Origin of the sequence: Paenibacillus sp. RUD330 (assembly GCF_002243345.2) — a bacterium.
Taxonomy (GTDB): domain Bacteria; phylum Bacillota; class Bacilli; order Paenibacillales; family Paenibacillaceae; genus Paenibacillus_O.
In genome coordinates, this window is sequence record NZ_CP022655.2 from 1166516 (window position 1) to 1186619 (window position 20104).

16 protein-coding genes are annotated in these 20104 nt (G+C 57.8%); 14 read left to right on the plus strand and 2 right to left on the minus strand.

Translation table 11 applies throughout. The features are described 5' to 3' along the window. Positions 1-20 precede the first annotated feature (20 nt). The 6 genes from ctaD (at position 21) to CIC07_RS05150 (ending at position 5490) form a co-directional block, all read left to right on the plus strand. On the plus strand, positions 21-1910 hold the full coding sequence (gene ctaD / locus CIC07_RS05125) for a cytochrome c oxidase subunit I (RefSeq protein WP_076358832.1): 1890 nt from the start codon (positions 21-23) through the stop codon (positions 1908-1910). After that, the gene (locus CIC07_RS05130; RefSeq protein WP_076358833.1) at positions 1907-2527 is read left to right on the plus strand and encodes a cytochrome (ubi)quinol oxidase subunit III; all 621 of its coding nucleotides are present in this window, start codon (positions 1907-1909) and stop codon (positions 2525-2527) included. Before ctaD ends, CIC07_RS05130 begins: the two co-directional genes overlap by 4 nt. A 3-nt stretch (positions 2528-2530) precedes the next feature. Beyond that, complete coding sequence (locus CIC07_RS05135; RefSeq protein ID WP_076358834.1) at positions 2531-2848, plus strand: cytochrome C oxidase subunit IV family protein; 318 nt, start codon at positions 2531-2533, stop codon at positions 2846-2848. Between the two features lie 239 nt (positions 2849-3087). Continuing rightward, the gene (ctaG, locus tag CIC07_RS05140) at positions 3088-3993 is read left to right on the plus strand and encodes a cytochrome c oxidase assembly factor CtaG (RefSeq protein WP_076358835.1); all 906 of its coding nucleotides are present in this window, start codon (positions 3088-3090) and stop codon (positions 3991-3993) included. A gap of 48 nt (positions 3994-4041) precedes the next feature. Further along, positions 4042-4506: a DUF420 domain-containing protein gene (locus CIC07_RS05145; protein WP_076358836.1), complete on the plus strand. Its 465-nt coding sequence runs from the start codon at positions 4042-4044 to the stop codon at positions 4504-4506. A gap of 24 nt (positions 4507-4530) precedes the next feature. After that, positions 4531-5490, plus strand: coding sequence for a carbohydrate kinase family protein (locus CIC07_RS05150; RefSeq protein WP_076358837.1), 960 nt, complete (start codon positions 4531-4533; stop codon positions 5488-5490). A gap of 150 nt (positions 5491-5640) precedes the next feature. On the opposite strand, the gene CIC07_RS05155 is transcribed toward CIC07_RS05150, so the two are convergent. Next, positions 5641-7302 (minus strand): alpha-keto acid decarboxylase family protein, encoded by a 1662-nt coding sequence (locus CIC07_RS05155; protein ID WP_076358838.1) that lies wholly within the window; start codon positions 7300-7302, stop codon positions 5641-5643. 235 nt (positions 7303-7537) lie between these two features. Between CIC07_RS05155 and CIC07_RS05160 the strand changes: the two genes are divergently transcribed. From CIC07_RS05160 to CIC07_RS05185, 6 genes are all read left to right on the plus strand, one after another. Continuing rightward, the gene (locus CIC07_RS05160; RefSeq protein WP_076358839.1) at positions 7538-8254 is read left to right on the plus strand and encodes a hypothetical protein; all 717 of its coding nucleotides are present in this window, start codon (positions 7538-7540) and stop codon (positions 8252-8254) included. Positions 8255-8292: 38 nt separating this feature from the next. Beyond that, positions 8293-8682, plus strand: coding sequence for a GntR family transcriptional regulator (locus CIC07_RS05165; protein WP_076358840.1), 390 nt, complete (start codon positions 8293-8295; stop codon positions 8680-8682). Further along, a complete protein-coding gene (locus CIC07_RS05170) occupies positions 8679-9680 on the plus strand; it encodes an ABC transporter ATP-binding protein (RefSeq protein WP_234993043.1) in 1002 nt (333 codons plus the stop codon). The genes CIC07_RS05165 and CIC07_RS05170 overlap by 4 nt, the downstream gene beginning before the upstream one ends. 49 nt (positions 9681-9729) lie before the next feature. Further along, positions 9730-10632 (plus strand): ABC transporter ATP-binding protein, encoded by a 903-nt coding sequence (locus tag CIC07_RS05175; RefSeq protein WP_076358841.1) that lies wholly within the window; start codon positions 9730-9732, stop codon positions 10630-10632. After that, on the plus strand, positions 10625-11944 hold the full coding sequence (locus CIC07_RS05180; RefSeq protein ID WP_076358842.1) for an ABC transporter permease: 1320 nt from the start codon (positions 10625-10627) through the stop codon (positions 11942-11944). Before CIC07_RS05175 ends, CIC07_RS05180 begins: the two co-directional genes overlap by 8 nt. Before the next feature lie 310 nt (positions 11945-12254). Beyond that, a complete protein-coding gene (locus tag CIC07_RS05185) occupies positions 12255-15341 on the plus strand; it encodes an S-layer homology domain-containing protein (RefSeq protein ID WP_165895297.1) in 3087 nt (1028 codons plus the stop codon). 147 nt (positions 15342-15488) lie between these two features. Here CIC07_RS05185 and CIC07_RS05190 read toward each other — a convergent pair whose 3' ends face one another. After that, positions 15489-17120: a sensor domain-containing diguanylate cyclase gene (locus CIC07_RS05190; RefSeq protein WP_076359670.1), complete on the minus strand. Its 1632-nt coding sequence runs from the start codon at positions 17118-17120 to the stop codon at positions 15489-15491. Between the two features lie 133 nt (positions 17121-17253). Between CIC07_RS05190 and CIC07_RS05195 the strand changes: the two genes are divergently transcribed. Together CIC07_RS05195 and CIC07_RS05200 are read left to right on the plus strand one after the other, a co-directional pair. Further along, complete coding sequence (locus tag CIC07_RS05195; RefSeq protein ID WP_076359672.1) at positions 17254-18897, plus strand: helix-turn-helix domain-containing protein; 1644 nt, start codon at positions 17254-17256, stop codon at positions 18895-18897. 168 nt (positions 18898-19065) lie between these two features. Next, a complete protein-coding gene (locus CIC07_RS05200; RefSeq protein ID WP_076359674.1) occupies positions 19066-20016 on the plus strand; it encodes an iron-hydroxamate ABC transporter substrate-binding protein in 951 nt (316 codons plus the stop codon). Positions 20017-20104 lie beyond the last annotated feature (88 nt).

Consider the following 20104-nt stretch of genomic DNA (forward strand, 5'->3'; position numbering starts at 1 on the left):
TATTGAAGGGGGTACCAGCCTTGGCTCACGCACATCCGGTCAAGCGCCATACCGGTCTCATGGACTGGCTGACGACTGTGGACCACAAAAAAATCGGCATCCTGTATTTGATTGCCGGCGGATTCTTCTTCCTGATCGGCGGCCTCGAGGCGCTGCTGATCCGGGTTCAGCTTTGGAAGCCGCTCAACAACTTCGTCGGCGCGGACACGTACAACGAGCTGCTGACGATGCACGGCACGACGATGATCTTCCTCGCGGCGATGCCCGTCATCTTCGCGCTCATGAACGCCATCGTGCCGCTGCAGATCGGCGCGCGCGACGTCGCCTTCCCGTTCGTCAACTCCCTCGGCTTCTGGACGTTCTTCTTCGGCGGCCTGCTGCTCAACATCAGCTGGCTGGCCGGCACCGTTCCGGATGCGGGCTGGACATCCTACGTCCCTCTCGCAAGCCCTACATATAATGTAGACAAAGGCGTCGACTTCTACGTTCTCGGCCTTCAGATCGCCGGTATCGGCACCCTGATCGGCGGCATCAACTTCCTGGTCACGATCATCAACATGCGCGCTCCGGGCATGAGCTTCATGAGAATGCCGATGTTCACCTGGACGGCATTCATCACCTCAGCCCTGATCCTGTTCGCCTTCCCGGCCCTTACCGTCGGCCTGGTCGCGCTCATGTTCGACCGGCTGTTCGAAGCGAATTTCTTCGAAGTGGCGGGCGGCGGCAATACCGTCCTATGGGAGCATATCTTCTGGATCTTCGGTCACCCGGAGGTTTACATCCTGATTCTCCCGGCTTTCGGGGTCATCTCCGAAGTCATCAGCACCTTCTCGCGCAAGCGGCTGTTCGGCTACAGCTCGATGGTGTTCGCCACCGTCCTGATCGGCTTCCTCGGCTTCATGGTCTGGGCCCACCATATGTTCACGGTAGGCTTGGGACCGGTAGCGAACGCGCTGTTCTCCATCGCAACGATGCTGATCGCGGTTCCGACCGGAATCAAGATCTTCAACTGGATCTTCACGATGTGGGGCGGCTCGATCCGCTTCACCTCCGCCAACCTGTTCGCCGTCGGCTTCGTTCCGACGTTCGTCATGGGCGGCGTGACCGGCGTCATGCTGGCCGCGGCTCCGGCCGACTTCCAGTACCATGACAGCTACTTCGTCGTAGCCCACTTCCACTACGTCATCGTCGGCGGCCTCGTGCTCGGCCTGTTCGCCGGCCTGCACTACTGGTGGCCGAAGATGTTCGGCCGCGCGCTGAACGAGTTCATCGGCAAGCTGACGTTCTGGACCTTCTTCATCGGCTTCCATCTGACGTTCTTCGTGCAGCATTTCCTCGGCCTCATGGGCATGCCGCGCCGGATCTGGACGTACCTGGACGGAATGGGCTTCAACACGATGAACCTGATCAGTACGATCGGCGCCTTCCTGATGGGCCTCGGCACGATCTTCTTCATCATCAACATCATCGTTACGGCTGCCAAGCCGAAAAACGCAGGCAACGATCCGTGGGAAGACGGCCGCACGCTGGAATGGTCGATTCCGTCCCCGGCTCCTGAATACAACTTCGCCCAGACTCCGCTCGTCCGCGGATACGACGCGCTGTGGAAAGAGAAGATGGACGGCAACGAAGGCATGTCGCCTGCGGAGCCGATCGGCCCGATTCATATGCCGAGCCCATCGATCCTTCCGTTCCTGATGTCCGTCGGCCTGTTCATCGCCGGCTTCGGGTTCCTGTACGCGAAGAACGACTGGAACAATGCATTTGTCTCCAACATCTTCGGCAACCATATCGTAGCTGGCCTTGGCCTCGCGATCACGCTGGGATGCATGGTCGTCCGCTCGCTCAAGGACGATCACGGCTTCCACATCGAGCCGGAAGAAATTACGGGCAAGGGGGTTAAGGCATGAGCGCACATTCGCATCTAGACGGCAAGCTGCCTCATGAACCGGAACGCGCGACCCTCGAAGGACGCAACAAGGTTCTCGGATTCTGGCTGTTCCTTGGAGGAGAGACGGTGCTGTTCGGCACCCTCTTCTCCGCCTTCCTGGCGCTTCGCGATCAGGTCGGCGACGGCAACCCGACTTCTCAAGAGCTGTTCAAGCTGGCTACGGTGGCGATTGCGACCGTCATCCTGCTGACATCCAGCTTGACGAGCGTGTTCGCCATCCAGGCGATGCACCGCGGCCAAGTGAAGGCGATGCAGAACTGGCTCATCGTTACCGTCGTGCTCGGCCTTGCCTTCCTCGGCCTCGAGGTCTACGAGTTCATCGAGTACACGCATGAAGGCCATCAGTTCAGCACGAGCGCCTTCAGTTCTTCCTTCTATACGCTGGTCGGCTTCCACGGAGCCCACGTCGCTCTCGGCGTCGTGTGGATCTCGCTGCTGATCGGCCAGATTTACCGCAAGGGCCTGACGGTCGTCACCGCGCCGAAGGTATATGTCGCCGGCATGTACTGGCACTTTATCGACGTCGTTTGGGTTTTCATCTTCACCGTCGTTTATTTGATGGGAAAGGTGGGGTAACGAATGGCCAACCATACGACCCATTCCGAAGAACCGGCCAAGCGCCACAAGCACGAAGGTCCCAAGAAGCATATCGTCGCCTACATCTTCTCGATGCTGCTTACGCTCGTTGCCTTCGCCACCGTCATCGGCGGCGAGATCAACACCTCCTTCATCTACATCCTGCTCATCATCATGGCGATCATGCAGGTCATCATCCAGATGGGCTTCTGGATGCACATGAAGGACCGGGGACATCTGTTCCCGATCGTAGGCATCCTTTCCGGCGTGTTCGTCGTATTCACGATCGTCATCATGGCGGAATTCTGGACCTGGTGGTAAGCCGGTCCCTCTATACCAGAACGAAAGGGGAGAGTCTTAACCGACCTCCTCTTTTGTCGTTTCCAACCTCTCTGGAACGCTCCTTGCGTCCGGCGACCGACTAGGAAGAAGTTCTCAATATCGCCTTTTGCTTTGACGACCCCAATCAAGTAAGCTTAGCTTATCCGCGTCCGCTGCCATGCTGCTCATGGCCGGATGCAGCGGGCCGCAAGCGCGGCCGAAAGAAAGGAGACCGCTTCATGCTCGGACTTGAATATTTCAGCTTCCGCGCTCTCTGGAGTCCCTGGCTGCTGTTTCTGACGATCGCTTTGCTGATCGGATATTTCTATGTCATCGGCCCATGGAGGCTGAAGCATTTCCCTGAAGAACGGCGGGCAACGCCAGGGCAGCAGGTCATGGCCGTCTCGGGTATCGTGCTGCTGTACATAGCCCAAGGCGGACCGATGAATCTTCTTGGCCACCTCATGTTCACCTTCCATATGGCCAATATGTCCATTTCCTATCTGATCGCTCCGCCGCTCATCATTTTGGGCATTCCCGCTTATGTATGGAGATTCACATTCGGCAGAGCTTTCTGGAAGCGGTTCAGCGCGTCCATGAACCCGATCTTCACGCTGGTGCTGTTCAATGTGCTGTTCTCCTTCTACCACATTCCTGCGGCGCATGATTACATCATGACCAACTATTTGCTGCATGAGTTCTACTATTTCGTGCTGCTCGTCACAGCGATGATGATGTGGTGGCAGATCACCTGCCCGGTGCCGGAATGGAGCCGGCTCAACGGCTTGCGCAAGATGGCGTACGTATTCGCCAGCGGCGTGCTGCTGACTCCGGCCTGCGCGCTCATCATTTTCGCAGGCGAGCCGATGTATGCCGTCTACAACGATCCGAACGTATGGGCGAAGGCGATGAATTACTGCGTCGCCGGCAACACCCAGCAGCTGCTCAGCCAGTTCCAGGGTCCGGCCTTCTTCAATCTGATGGCTCCCGCAGAGGATCAGCAGCTGGGCGGCATCCTGATGAAGCTGGTTCAGGAAATCATGTACGGCTGCATTCTGGCTTACATTTTCTCGCAATGGTACCGTCAGGAAAATGCGGAGTCGGATGGCGACCTGCGCGGAACGGGACCGGCGGGAACGGTATAAACCTCGCGATTGCTTCGCGGTCATTTTCGGATTGGAGTGGGGATCAGCTTGGACAAGTACACGATTTTTCCGACCATCAGCACCTTTTTCATCGTACTGAGCGCGATTCTGGTCGCGATCGGCTGGAATCTGGCCATCAAGCGCCGCCTGGAATCGCACAAAAAAATGATGCTTGCCGGGGCGGTCGCCGCCCTGATCTTCTTCATCATCTATTCATCCAGAACGCTCGTTATCGGCAACACCGACTGGGGCGGTCCGGACAGCCTCAAGCCGTACTATCTCGTGTTCCTGCTGTTCCACATTGTTCTCGCCACGGTGGCCGCCGTCTTCGGCATTACGACGATCGTGCTCGGCTATAAGCAGAAGTTCGCCCGGCACCGGCGGATCGGACGCTTCACGTCGGTCATCTGGTTCATTACGGCCATAACGGGAACCGCCGTTTACATTTTGCTGTACCTCATGTATCCGGGCGGGCACACGAAGCCGGTATTTCACGTTATTTTCGGCTGGTAAGCCGTATGATCGAGGAGGATACGGATGTCGACGGTATTTACGATTGGGGAAGCCCTTATTGATTGGATTCCGGAGCAGAGAGGCGTCGAGCTGAAGGCGGTCGGCGGATTCAGCCGAGCGGCGGGAGGGGCTCCTGCCAATGTCGCCAGCGCCGTGTCGCGGCTTGGCGGCAGCAGCGCATTCATCGGCAAGCTTGGCGAGGATGCCTTCGGCGATTTTCTGGTCGAGACGCTTGCGGAAGCCGGGGTGGACGTCACCAGGGTGCTCAGGACGCGGGAAGCGAATACCGCGATGGCTTTCGTCAGCCTGAAGGCGGACGGCAACCGGGATTTCAGCTTTTACCGCAATCCGAGCGCGGACATGCTGCTGGAGAAGGACGAGATCGGAGATTGGTTCGAGCCGGGAGATCTTCTGCATTTCTGCTCGGTGGACCTCATCGAGGCTCCGGTCAAATACGCGCATGCGGAAGCAATCTCCAAATGCCGCGAAGCCGGTGGAATCGTCAGCTTTGATCCCAATGTGCGGCTGCCGCTGTGGAACAGCCCGGAACAATGCCGTCAGGCCATTCTGGAATTCCTTCCGCTGGCTCATCTCGTGAAGATCTCGGACGAGGAGCTGGCGTTCATCACCGGCATCTCCGACGAGAAAGAGGCGCTGAAGTCCCTGTTCGCCGGCGATGTCAGGCATGTCATCTATACCCGCGGTCCGGCGGGAGCGACGTGGCTGTCCAAGGACTTCCGCGTCGACGTTCCAGGCCATGCCGTAAGCGTCATCGACACGACCGGCGCGGGAGATGCCTTCATCGGCTCGCTGCTGTACGGCGTCCAGCGCCAGTCGGACTTTCTCGGCGGCATCGAGGCGCAGACGGCGAGAGAGCTGCTCGCCTTCGCCAATGCAGCCGCAGCGATCACGACGACGCGCGCCGGCGCGATCGCTGCGCTGCCGACGGTCGAGGAAGTCGACAACCTGCTTGCAGCGGAATGAAGGATGGCCGTGAGGCTCTATAGTTGAGCAGGAAGCAGGAAGAGGCCTCAAGCTTATATTGAAGCGCCGGGATTATCCTGGCGTCTTCCCTGCCTGCAACAAAACCAGACTGTCCGGAGTTTGTCCGGACAGTCTGGTTTTTTTTTTTGATCAACGGCTCTTTTTTTGCGCTTCGAGAATGGCTCTGGTTTTCACAAGGAATGGCGGAGCATCCATGGGATTGCCGGGAATGAGCTCGATCATGCACAGCCGGGAACGGCATTCCGATTCCGCCTGCCGCATGGCCTCGCGGAGCTCGGCGACGGTTCTGGCGGTCGCGGTGAAGGCGTCGCCTCCGAATGCTTCCGGCAGCTTGGGGAAGTCCCACTTGGGAATGACGTTATAACCGGGATTGACCGCGTTGACATTCAAATAATTTTCCACAACGTACAGGCCGTTGTTCAGGATGAACAGGATCGGCTTGCATTGATGCTCCAGCATGGAGCTTATCTCCTGCGCCGTCAGATGGATGGAGCCGTCGCCTGTGAACAGCAGCACCCTCCGGTCCGGCGCGGCGATGCAGGCTCCGAAGGCGGCCGGAGTGGCATAACCGATGGCTTGCCAGCCCCCCTGCGCCACGTAGGTGACGTTTCGGGGCAGCCTCAACTGGGACATCCCGTCGAACAAGGTGCCGGTCTCCACGACGACGACATCGCCTTCCTGGATGAATTGCTGGAACAGCGGATAGTAATTGGCCGCCGCCAAGTCATCATCCGGCTGTCCCTGCGGAAGATCATAAGGGAAGGCCGGTGCGGGAACGGGAGCGGCCTGTACGGTCTGGAGCTGCATGAGAGCATCCATCATATCCCTGGCTTGGATGCCCGCATACATGGCCGATCCGATCCGGACGTTGTCTGGGTTGATCTGAATCGTCTTTGCAAAGTCCAGCTTGGCCGTGAAGCTGGCCGTGTTGGTGTCGGCCCAGACCAGGCCGACGGCGATGACGCAATCCGCATTTTCGACGGCTTGACGGACGGATTCCTCGCCGCATCCAGCGGAGTATATGCCGATATAGCTGGGATGGGTCTCGTCGAACGAGCCTTTGCCGTACACCATGGACGCTGCGGGAAGATGGAGCTTTTCCGCCAGAAGCCGTACCGCATTCTCCAAGCCGTACCGCAGCACCTTCACATCGGTCAGCAGCACCGTGCGGCTGCTCCCCTTCAGCAGACGGCCCGCATGGGCCGATGCCTCTGCGAGAGAGGAAGGAGTTGTTGCCGGAGCGGGCCAAGATTCCGCATGCGCCTGAATCGGCTTGGTTATCAGATCGTCGGGAATGGTCAGATACACCGGCTTTTTTTGAGTCTGGGCAATGTGCAGAGCTTTAGGGATTTCATGCGAGGCGTTTTCCAGGGTGATGGCAACCGCATAGGCGGTCAACGATTCATAGACCTTCCGGAACGAATCGAAATTTCCGTCCATCAGGGAATGATGCATGAGTTTATGAGCCGACTGGTCCATAGAAGGCGGAGCCCCGACGATGTGCACGACCGGAATGGATTCGCTGTTGGAGCCGGCGATGGCGTTGCAGGCGCTGAGCTCGCCGACCCCGAAGGTGGTGAGCAGAGCGGATATGCCCTTCAAGCGTGCAAAAGCGTCGGCGGCATATCCGGCGTTCAGCTCGTTCCTGCAGCCGATGAAGCCCAGCTCCGGATGGCGGCCAAGCTCGTCCAGAATGCTGAAATTATAATCCCCTGGAACGCCGAATACGTCGGATATTCCGGCTCGGCTCAGGCAGCTGAACAGGAACGCCCCTAATGTTGGCTGATTCAAACGCTATTCCTCCCCTATAGGCTGGATAAAGGTTAGTTTGTCATCCTGATGGTTTTGTATGTGGCTGAATGGCAGCCAAGCGGGATGGAGCCTGATTTGGAGTTTGAAGCATGGAGATGCAAATCCGGTTCCCATTCTAGGCATTGACTAAAACTGGAAACGGTGTGTATAGTGTATATAAAGATATACACAGTATGCACACTGTTCAAACGCGGTGTGGAGAGGAGGAACGCTCTTGAGCACCTGGCAAGGCGCCAAGCTGTTAGTCAAATACGACTGGATGTCGATCGGGTTCGGGTGGCTGTTCAATATCGCGATGCTCTTTTATTTCATCGTGACGACGACTCCGCTGATCATGCAGCTTCGGGAGGGCGGGCAAGCCGATTCGTTCGCATGGGTGATCGACTTCATCATGCTGGCCATCATACCGGTCCTGGGATTCTTCATGAACATGACGACCATCGGCAACTGGAAGCAGGCCAAGGTCGCGCGCAAGATCGCGCGGATCCGGCTGCTGCCGATCAGCTACCGGCAGATCGCCCTCGGCCGCCTTCTGACGATGGCCACGATATTTACGCCCACGCTGCTGATCTACTTCGGAGTCCAATATGTCCTTGTTTATCATGAATTTCTGACTCCGCTGCAATTTTTGAACTTCGGCCTGCAATGGTACGGCTACGGAATCGCCGTCGGCAGCCTTTATGCCTTGATGGAAATGGGGCTTGGAGGCAAAGCCTACCTCATGTACTGCTTTATCATCGTGGTTCTCATTCTAGGCGTCGCCATCCTGTTGTCCTTCAACCGCATTGCGCTGGTCAACCACCAATTGCAAGCCGTGCAAGAGGGAAATTGGATCTGGGCGATCATCATGCTGGCGGCAGCCGCGATCAGCTTCGCCGGCACGATCAGGCTGATGGCCTGGCGGCTCAGCCGCCGCAGCCTGCTGGGATAGCCCCGCCGTGGATGTTTTCAACTTAAGGGGGTGCAGCCGTGCGGCTACCCATTCATATCAACGAGCATAGCGCCGAGCCGCTGTACCACCAGATTGAATCCCAGCTCAGGACGCTGATCATGAGCGGCCAGCTGGAGGAGAATACGCTGCTGCCCTCCAACCGCGAGCTTGCGCAGAATTTGCAGTGCAGCCTCATCACGATCCGCAGGGTCTATCAGGACTTGGAGGCGGAGGGCTTGCTCCGTACGAAGCAGGGAACGGGCACCTTCGTCGCCAAGGTCGATGTCGAAGCCGGCGCCAAGCAGCGGCTGGAGGCGGTGGAGGCGGCCATCTCGGCTGCGGTGGACGCCGGAGCAAGCGCAGGCCTCGGCCGTGCCGAGCTGGAGAGCATGCTGCGCGAAGAGCTGGAGCGGAGGAGGATGACATGACGAACCGATCGGAGGAAAACCGGGTGAGTGCAGCTGTTCAGAATGCGAAGGAGACCGCGGAAAGAGGAACGCAGCCGGACGTCGTTGGAAGCATGCCTGCCGCAAGCTTCTCGGGCGTGCTGCTGAACCGCAGCCGGTTCCGGCTGGGTCCCCTGGATCTGGAGCTTCCGGCAGGCTATGTAACCGCGATTGTCGGTCCCAACGGCTGCGGCAAAAGCTCCACCTTCCGGCTGCTGCTCGACCAGGTTCGCCCCGATGCAGGGGAGATCACGATGCTGGGCGAACCGGTCGGCAAAGGAACGGACGATACGGAGCTCAAGCGCAGGATCGGCTACGTCCCGGAAGAAGACGACAAACTCGACGGCAGGCTGCGGGGCACGGCCAAGGCGGACTTCGTCCGTCAGTGGTATCCCGGATGGGATCGCAACGAATTCGAGAGAATGCTGAGGCAATTCGGGGTGGATCCTTCGCTGCGCTTGGGGAAAATGTCCAAGGGCATGCGCCGCAAATACGAGCTGGCTCTCGCCATGGCGCATGGCCCGGAGCTGCTGCTGCTCGACGAGCCCTCATCGGGCCTGGATCCGCTGGCCTGGCGCACGATGGTCGACGAGCTTCACCGGTATATGGACGGAGGCAGCCGGACCATCGTCATGGCTACGCATATCATCGACGAGGTGAAGCGGCTGGCCGACTATATCGCGATCATGGACTCCGGCATCATCATCGGCATGTACGAGAAGGATGAACTGCTCGGATCGTGGCATACGTTCTATATATCGGCGCCGGAAGGCGGTTCGCCGGCCGCCGCAGCCCGCGCCGCCGCTGAGATGCCGGGAATCGTCCGGATCGAGGAGACTGGAGGAGGCACCTGCCGCATCGTCACCTCCCGCGCATGGGAGGCGGAGCAATGGTGCCGCCGTCAGGGCTATCCGGTCAGCGGCCAGAAAGCTCTGGAGCTGGACGATATTTTGGACCATCTGATCCGGCACAAGAAATAAGAGGACCTCGCAAAGAAGATAAGATTAGACGAACAGGGGGAAACAAGAAGTGAAACCGCTCATTGTGGAACGAGTCGTCAAGCAATATGCAGACAAAACCGCCGTCAACGGCATCAGCCTGGAGGTGGACAGAGGAGAGATCTACGGCTTGCTCGGCGCCAACGGCGCGGGCAAAACGACGACGATGAGGATGGTGCTCGGGCTGATTTTTCCCGACGAAGGCCGGATCCTGTACAACGGCAAGCCGTACACGAAGCAGCAGCTCAGGGACATCGGCTACCTGCCGGAGGAGCGGGGCCTCTATCCGAAGGTCAAGGTCAGCGAGCAGCTGGTCTACCTTGCCCGCCTGAAGGGAATGTCGGCGGCCGACGCCGACAAAAGCCTCAAGATGTGGCTGGAGCGCTTCGGCGTGCCGGAGTATTATGACAAGCGCGTGGAAGAGCTGTCCAAGGGCAACCAGCAGAAGATCCAGTTCATCGCGACGATCATCCATAGGCCGAAGCTGATGATTCTCGACGAGGCGTTCAGCGGGCTCGATCCGGTCAATGTCGAGCTGCTGAAATCGACCGTCAAGGAGCTCCGCGACCAGGGAGCATCCATTCTGTTCTCGACGCACCGGATGGAGCATGTCGAGGAGCTCTGCCGCAACATTACGATTCTGCATCGCTCGAACGAGGTGCTCAAGGGCAGCCTCAAGGAGATCAAGAACCGTTTTCCGAAGGAGAGAGTCATGCTGGCGGCAGACGGAGAGATCGCCGGACTGGAGGAGCTGCCCGGCGTCATCGGCGTGAAGCGCCATGAGCATGCCTATGAGCTGCGGATCGCGGACGAGGCTTCCGGGCGCGCGGTTCTGCGGCATGCGATGCAGCAGAGCGACGTCACCCGCTTCGAGATCATGGAACCGACTTTGAATGAAATCTTTATTAAAACGGTAGGTGAAAATCATGAATGAGTTCTGGACGGTCACCGGCTTTACGTTCCGCAACAAGGTCAAAGGCAAAGCCTTCCTCATCACGACGCTCATCCTGGTCCTTATTCTATCTCTGGCCATCAACCTTCCCTACATCATCTCGCTGTTCAAATCCGGCGGCTCGGACAGCCCGAAAACGATCGGGTACGCCTCCATGCAGAGCGACCTGGCCCAAAGCAGCGCGACCCCGACTCTCGTCGGCGATTGGGTCAAGGAATATTTCGACTCCCAGCCGGCAGGCCAGCAGAAGCTGAGGCTGGAGAAGATCGATGGAGGAACGAGCGCGGCCACGGCGGAAGCCGCTCTCAAGAAAGCCTTGACCGACGGGAAGATCAGCGGCTACATGCTGCTTGAGCCGAACAAGGAGACCGGCTTCTATTCCGCTCTTTTCAAATCCGAGAAGCTGCTCGACACTTCCTCGGTCGAAGAATTGAAAACCGCGCTGCAGATCGTCAAGGCGAATGCCGCCGGACTTACGGCTGAGCAGAAGACGCTGCTGTATGCGCCGGTCGACGTGAAGGCGCTGCAGATATCGGCGGACGGAACCGCCGAGGATGCCGGCCGCACGGCTTCCCAGCAGGGCGTCAATATGGGCATGGTCTATGCGGTCCTGTTCCTGCTCTTCATGTCGATCATGGCGACGGGCCAGGTCATCGCGAGCGAAGTGACGACCGAGAAGAGCTCCCGCATCATGGAAGTGCTGATCACGAGCGTGTCTCCGCTGAACAGCATGTTCGGCAAAATATTCGGCATGTTCCTGGTCGGCCTGCTCCAGATCGCGATCTACGTGGCGGCAGTCCTCATCAACATCCAGCTCCCGACCAACCGGGAAGCGCTCGGCAATCTGGATATCCATCTCAGCGACGTCAGTCCCGACCTTCTCCTCTTCGCTCTCTTGTTCTACCTGACCGGCTACTTCCTGTTCGCAACGCTGTACGCGGCTGTCGGCTCCCTGGTCAGCCGTACCGAGGATCTCGGCCAGGCGGTCATGCCGCTCACCTTCGTATCGCTCGCCGGGTTCTATCTGGGCATCTTCAATCTGGCGAATCCCGACAGCATGCTGGTCAAGGCCGCTTCGTTCATCCCGTTCTTCTCGCCCTATGTCATGGTTCTGAGAGTGGGCGTAGGCCATGTGGCGACATGGGAGGTGCTCGTCTCGCTCGGCATCATGCTGGTCAGCATCTACGTGTTCGGCTGGCTGTCCGCCAAGATCTACCGCACCGGCGTTCTGCTCTACGGCAAGCGGCCGAGCATCAAGGAGCTGCGCAAAGCGATGAAGGCTTATAAAATCTAGAGCTTGACAACCAAGATGAGCTTCCAGAATCTAAACCGGCCTATGCGGCCGGTTTTTCTGCTGTTCGATTTCCACCATGATGAGATCTTGTGCCGTCCTTCGTACAGGTCCGTTATGAAAAGGCTATGCAAATAAGCCCAAAAGCTATTTAATGAAAAAGAGAGAGATAGCTCTACATATTCAAATAAAATTAATTTAACTTGAGTGGAGAGATTTGCCGATAAATACGATAGCTTCAGTGCCCTTTGCTCCCTCTCTCAAGAAGAAGGGTCTACTTAGAAAATAAATCAATCAAGGAGAAAAGATAAACATGAGTTTTAAAGCCAAATCATTGTCCATCTTGGCGACGGCCGCGCTGCTCAGCGTCCTGGTGCCCCATGCTTCCGCACAAGAATCTTTGACCGATATTTCAGGCAGCTATGCCAAAGACGCCATCACTAAGCTTGCCGAAATGGGGATCATCAGCGGTATTGGTGAAGGCAAATTCGATCCGACAGGCAATATAGAGCGACAGGACTTTGCCATCATACTGTCAAAGGCTCTCAAGCTGGATACGGGCAATCTTCCATCAGCGGCTACCTTCAAAGACGTTCCGAACGGCAACTATGCTTTTGCTGCCGTAGAAGCAGCGGTAAAAGCAGGTCTGTTTAAAGGCATGGGCGATGGAACCTTTGGCGCCAACCTGAGCCTCACCCGTGAGCAGATGGCGGTTGTTTTTATCAACGCGTTAGGTGTGGACAGCAGCGGAAAAGGCCAAAATTTAACGTTCTCTGATGCGGCTTCCATTTCCAGCTGGGCCAAAGATGCGGTTGGCGCTGCCGTTGAGCGGAGCCTTATAACGGGAAACCCCGACAACACCTTCAGGCCGCTCAGTGTAGCGAGCCGTCAGGATGCAGCTCTGGTCACTTCCAAGTTTCTGACCCGATTGGATGAACAAACCAAGCCATCCGCGACGCCGACACCGACGCCGACACCGACGCCGACGCCGACACCGACGCCGACGCCGACGCCGGCACCAACGCCGACGCCGACACCAACGCCAGCACCGACACCAGCACCGACACCGACACCGACGCCAGCACCGACACCGACGCCAACACCAGATCCGGCGGATCAGGCGGCGGCCGATGCGGTGAAAGCGCAAATCGCCGCCTTGCCGGCAAAAGAAGCCGTCACACTGGCGGACAAAGCAGCTGTGGCTCAAGCACGTACGGCCTATGACGCTTTATCGGCAGCCCAGAAGACGCTTGCAGGAGACATCAGCCGCCTGACGGAAGCAGAGGCGGTTATCGCGGCGCTGGAAGCGCAAGCGGCAGCGGATCAGGCAGCGGCCGATGCGGTGAAAGCGCAAATCGCCGCCTTGCCGGCAAAAGAAGCCGTCACACTGGCGGACAAAGCAGCTGTGGCTCAAGCACGTACGGCCTATGAAGCTCTGACCGCGACCCAGAAGACGCTTGCAGGAGACATCAGCCGCCTGACGGAAGCAGAGGCGGTTATCGCGGCGCTGGAAGCGCAAGCGGCAGCGGATCAGGCAGCGGCCGATGCGGTGAAAGCGCAAATCGCCGCCTTGCCGGCAAAAGAAGCCGTCACACTGGCGGACAAAGCAGCTGTGGCTCAAGCACGTACGGCCTATGAAGCTCTGACCGCGACCCAGAAGACGCTTGCAGGAGACATCAGCCGCCTGACGGAAGCAGAGGCGGTTATCGCGGCGCTGGAAGCGCAAGCGGCAGCGGATCAGGCAGCGGCCGATGCGGTGAAAGCGCAAATCGCCGCCTTGCCGGCAAAAGAAGCCGTCACTTTGGCGGACAAAGCAGCTGTGGCTCAAGCACGCACGGCCTATGAAGCTCTGACCGCGACCCAGAAGACGCTTGCAGGAGACATCAGCCGCCTGACGGAAGCAGAGGCGGTTATCGCGGCGCTGGAAGCGCAAGCGGCAGCGGATCAGGCAGCGGCGGATCTGGTGAAAGCGCAAATCGCCGCCTTGCCGGCAAAAGAAGCCGTCACTTTGGCGGACAAAGCAGCTGTGGCTCAAGCACGTACGGCCTATGAAGCTTTATCAACAGCCCAGAAGACGCTTGCAGGGGAGATCAGCCGCCTGACGGAGGCGGAGGCGGTTATTGCGGCGCTGGAAGCGCAAGCGGCAGCGGATCAGGCAGCGGCCGATGCAGTGAAAGCGCAAATCGCCGCCTTGCCGGCAAAAGAAGCCGTCACACTGGCGGACAAAGCAGCTGTGGCTCAAGCACGTACGGCCTATGAAGCTCTGACCGCGACCCAGAAGACGCTTGCAGGAGACATCAGCCGCCTGACGGAAGCAGAGGCAGTAATCGCGGCGCTGGAAGCGCAAGCGGCAGCGGATCAAGCAGCGGCCGATGCGGTGAAAGCGCAAATCGCCGCCTTGCCGGCAAAAGAAGCCGTCACACTGGCGGACAAAGCAGCTGTGGCTCAAGCACGTACGGCCTATGAAGCTTTATCAACAGCCCAGAAGACGCTTGCAGGGGAGATCAGCCGCCTGACGGAGGCGGAGGCGGTTATTGCGGCGCTGGAAGCGCAAGCGGTAGCGGATCAGGCAGCGGCGGATCTGGTGAAAGCGCAAATCGCCGCCTTGCCGGCAAAAGAAGCCGTCACTTTGGCGGACAAAGCAGCTGTGGCTCAAGCACGCACGGCCTATGAAGCTCTGACCGCGACCCAGAAGACGCTTGCAGGGGACATCAGCCGCTTGACGGAAGCAGAAGCGGTTATTGCTGGGCTTGAGACCCTTACAAGCAAAGTGTTGACCACTTTTGATTTCGGGACCGTTTATGCTGCTCAAGCCAGGGGAGAAAGCAAAACGATAACGTCAACAAATTTCCAAGCGAACCCGAAGCACTTCACGATAAGCGACGGGACGATCACCATTCCGGTTGACCTCACCTGGAACATTCCGTTGAACGGATTCACTACAGGACAGGTGATGGGCTCGGCGGTAGACAGCTTTATCCAAGACTACTGCAATGCGCATGGAATCGATCTAGGCCATCGGACCTTAGGCGGGATGGGGTTTGAAGACACCTTCTTCATCACTACCTTCCAAACCGGATCTTCCGCTTCGATTACGCTGGGCGGAGCGGATTGGTCCTTCTTCTTCCCAAACAATCATCACACCGGGACGGACGAGGACAGCTCCAAAAACCGTACGTTCAGCATCAGCGACGGCGCAGCAACGGCAACGATAATGCTGGATTGGAATTATGCCGACATGGCTGCCTTGGTCAGTGATCTGAATAATCAGCTGAACGCGGCATCGGTAGCCGTTACCGCCGTAAAAGTAAACGAGAATCAATTCAAGCTCGTCTTGAACTCTCCCGACAAAACAATTACGGTTTCGGGAAGAGACAAAGATCAATTCTTCGGCAACTAGAGTCTAATGGCAGAATAACAGGATGAAGGAGCAGGCGGCATGATCCTGCTCTTCATCTATTCAGCACGGAGCTCGGCTGCAGGACAGAAACATAGAGAGAAGCCGCATACCGATCGGTATGCGGCTTCTCTCTATGTTTTCAATAGGCTAGGCATCCTTGCCCGCGAAGGTCACCCTGTTCTTGCCTTCGCGCTTCGAGCGATACAAAGCCTCGTCGGCTTTGCGGATGACCGAGATCGGGTCCGGGTCGTCATCCGGCCATCGGGCTGCACCTACGCTGCAGCCGATTCCAATGGAATGGCCTTCAATCGCCAAGGGCTCATTGATGGCCTGGATGATCCGGTTCGCCAGAGCTGAACCGCCGGCCTCGGAATCGCTAGCGGACGTATAGAACACGGCCAGGAATTCGTCGCCTCCCAGACGGACCGCAAGCTCTCCCGCACGCATGCAGGAGCGGATTCTAGCCGCCGTCAGCTGCAGGAGCTGATCGCCGACTTGATGGCCGTACTTGTCGTTGACGGATTTGAAGCCGTCCAAATCCAGATAGAGGAAGGTCAGAACCTTGCCGCTGCGGGCGGCGGCGACCGCATGGTCCAGATACGAATCCAGCGCGCGGCGGTTGGGAAGTCCCGTAAGCTTGTCCTGATGGGCCTGATTTTCCATCTCATCCAGCGCCAGCTCGGTCTTCGTCAGGTCCGTGACCAGGCGATGGAGGGTTTTCGACAGTATTTCGATGTCCCGGATTCCCTTATGGATCGGGATGGCCGATGGCTCGCCCCGGAGCAGACCCTCGGCGGCAACCGTAATCCGTCTCAACGGGCGGGAGGCCATGCCGGCGGTGAACCAGCCGGCGATCGCAAACAAGAGCGCGGTTATGACGCCGATTCCAATAATGAAATGCCGGATGCCGTCTACGGGAGCGAATGCGATGTCGATCGGCTGCCTGACGATGACGGTCCAGCCAAGTCCCTTGTAGTCCTGGTAGCCGTCTCCAAGCGCGTATCCCGTCAAATAGCTTTTCCCGTCGCTCCAGCGCTCCTTGGAATAGCCGTTCTGGCCGGCTTGGGCTTTCGCCAGGCTGTCCAGGACAAGCGGCTTGCCCACCATGGCGGAGGGGCCGATGAGAACCGTGTCGTTGTTCCGGCTTACGACCAGAATATCCACATTTTCTTTGTGCTCTTTCAGGGGCTGCAAAACGGAAGCTTCGATCTCGCGCGCCCAAGCCCAGCTGAGATGGGCGGCAAGAACTCCCTGTACGTTCAAGGCCTTGTCGTAGATCGGCAGGCTGATATCGACGAACTGCATCGGCTCTCCCGTCGGATTCGGCAGAAGCTTGCCCAGCAGGACCGCCTCATGGACGTCCCCGATGAATTTTCCTTTTATCCCTTCCTGGAATACAGGACGCTTAGCGATGCTGGTGCCTGTCAAAATCCCGTCGGTGGAAGCGATGACCGTTCCCTTCGGGTCCATATAGCCAACCCACGTAAAGGATGGCAGGCTCAGCTTCAGCTGGTCCAGCAATGCGCGGATCTGATTCGGAGAGCCGGGATGCTGCAAAGCTTCCAGCTTGCTCAGCACATCCAGCTCGCCCGAGCGGGACCACATGAAGGAATCCATTTTATCCGCCATCTGATAGGAAGTTTCCGATAAGGATTGGCCGATCTGGGATTCGATTTCAACGGTTGTTTTGCTGCCGATCGACCAGCTCAGAGCTCCGGTCAGCAAAATAACGACAGCTGCGAGCAAGACAGCGAAAATAGATCGTAGAGAGTAAGACATCGGGTGGATTCGATTCCTTTCTTGGCTTGTATCATCTTCTCAACCTTTATATCGGTTAGGTGCAATGGACATGATAGCCATGCATAATAGAATCGATAGGGCTTAATATCTTTTTGAAACGGAGGCATCGGATGTGAGCAAAGCTGCGGTCCCGGAATGGGTGGAGTCCCGTTTTCCTTTATATGCATTCGGCAGCATCCAATCGCTCTATGGCAGCGCGAAGCTGCCGCTCGAGGAAAGCTCAGCCGTGCTGGTATCCATCGCCGGCGGCAAAGGCGTCTTCAAGGCCGGAGATCGCAGCGGCGAGATCGCGGAGGGGAGCGTCATCCTTCTTCCGCCAGGCAGCGAGGCCGCTCTGATCGCGGACCGTCTGCAGCCGCTCCATGCCTACTCCCTCTCCATCGGCTTCAGGGAGCAGAAGCGGCCGGCAGGGGAAATGATGCGCAAAAGCGGGATCGCCTCTAATTCAGAGCTTCACTTCTTTCCTTATGAGCCGGAGATGGCTGCCCTTGTGGAGGAGCTGTACGTCCATCGCTCTCCGGAGAGCGAAGGCCGCCATGTCCGCAATCAGATCATCTTCCACGAGCTCGTTCTCGGGCTTGCCGAGCTGCTGGAATCCAAGGAGGCGGCAAGCCTGCAGCCTTCCATGGAACGCAGCTTGGCGTATTTGGAAAATAAATTCAGCGACAAGATGACGCGGGACGCCTTAGCCGAAATCGCCGGAGTGAGCCCATCCCATTATTCCATTCTGTTCAAGCAGCTGACCGGCTTCTCCTTCAATGATTACCTGTCGCGCCTTCGCGTTCATCGGGCCAAGGAGCTGCTTCTGAGCGGCTCGGGCACGCTGAGAGAGATCGCGCTCAAGGTCGGCTACAAGGACGAGTTCTACTTCAGCCGCCGCTTCAAGCAGCAGACGGGAATGCCGCCCTCGGCCTACAACCGGATGCCTTTTCGGCGCGTGGCCGTCATGATGACTCCTTATGCCAGCCATCTGCTGCTGCTCGGGCTGGAGCCGTCCGTCCTCATATCCGACAACAGCGAATATGTGAATGCGGAAGGGGTTCAGCCGCCGCAAGACATGACGTTCATTCATGCGGACAGCCCCGTCGAGCAGGTGAGGCCGGCTTTGCTCGCCCATGACATCGAGCTGATCCTTGCGGACAGCCGCCATCTGGACGAGCATGGGCTGCATGCCGCGCAGCTGCGTGTCGCCGCCCCGATCGCGGAGATTCCATGGATGGGAGTCGGGTGGAAGGAGCATCTCCGTCTTATCGCCCAAGTGATCAAGAGAACCGGGCAGGCGGAGCGGTGGCTGGCTGAATTCGAGGAGGAGGAACTGGCAGCCCGTGCACGGATACAGCATAGCGGAGCGGCGGGCGGGACGGTCACGATTGTGGTGATCAAGCCGGATCAACTGCTCATATATGGAGCACGCAATGTCGGATATGTCCTCTACGGCTCGCTCGGTCTGCAGCCGCCCGCCAAAATCAAGCAGGAGATGGATCGGCTCGGGGAACAATTCCATTCCATCCCTATTGAAATCCCGCAGCTTGCGGACTATGCGGGCGACCGGGTCCTAGTCATCGTGTTTCCGGATGTCAAAGGGTCGACAGCGCATTCCGAAGCGGTGCTGGGCTCAACTTATTGGGGGGAGCTTTCCGCTGTGCGCCGCAATGACATTCACTTTCTCGAGAAGGACGACTGGGTGCCGTACAATCCCGTTTCGATTCGATTGCAGCTTCAGCGGGCGGAGGCGCTTTTTGGGGGCAATCAATAGTCCAAGCTGGTTTCCTTCCCGGCAATCAATAGTCCAAGCCCATTTCCCAACAAAAAGGCATGGCTCAACAAGCGATGCATCTCTATAATAACTCATGTAAATGAGAATGATTTTCATAATCATTGCTCGGCTGCATAGAGACCGCATCTAAAGGGAGAGAGTCATGTCATGAAAAAGCTTTCCGTTCTATCTGTCCTTGCCTTCGTCCTTCTGCTGAGCGCTTGCGGCAGCAATCAAGCCAACGACAACGCGCCTGCCGGCAACGAGAGTTCCCCGGCTCCCGCAGCGTCGCCCGCATCGGAAGCGGCAACCTTTACTTATCAGTCCGAGAGCGGACCTGTCGAGGTTCCGACTCATCCGCAGCGCGTCGTCGTGCTTACCCGGTTCCTGACGGGCAACGTCATGATTCTCGGCGTGCCGCTGGTCGGAGTGGACCAGATGTCCATGGACAACCCGAATTTCGCCGGCAAGCTGGACGGGGTGGAAGCTGTAGACGAGGAAAGCCTCGAAAAGATCGTGGAGCTGAATCCGGATCTGATCATCGGGCTCTCCGATATTAAAAACATCCATAAATTCAAGGAAATTGCCCCTACGGTCACCTTTACGTACGGAAAAGTCGACTTCAAGCAGCAGCAGCTGGAAATCGGCAAGCTGCTGAATAAAGAAAAGGAAGCCCAAGCCTGGGTAGACGACTTCGACGCCCGCACGAAGAAAGCCGGAGAAGAGATCAAGGCGAAGATCGGCGCCGATGCGACGGTCTCGGTCATCGAGACGTTCAACAAGCAGCTCTATGTATATGGAGACAATTTTGGCCGCGGAACCGAAATCCTCTATCAGCAATTCGGCCTGCATATGCCGGACAAGGTCGAGGAAGCGACGAGCAAGGACGGTTACTTCGCCGTATCGAATGAAGTCTTGAGCGATTATGCCGGCGACTATGTCATTTTCAGCAAAAACGCCGATGAAGACAATTCGTTCCAAACGACGGAAACGTACAAGAACATTCCCGCTGTCCAAAATCAGCATGTCTTTGAAGCCGACGCAAAAGCGTTCTACTTCAACGATCCTCTGAGCATGGAATACCAGCTGGACTTTTTCATCAAGCATTTTCTCGGCTAAGCTCGGCGGCACCCATGAATCCGAGTTCCGAACCGGCCCTCTCGGCCGGTTTTTTTTGATTCGGCTCCGCATGGGGAATTCGGGCGGC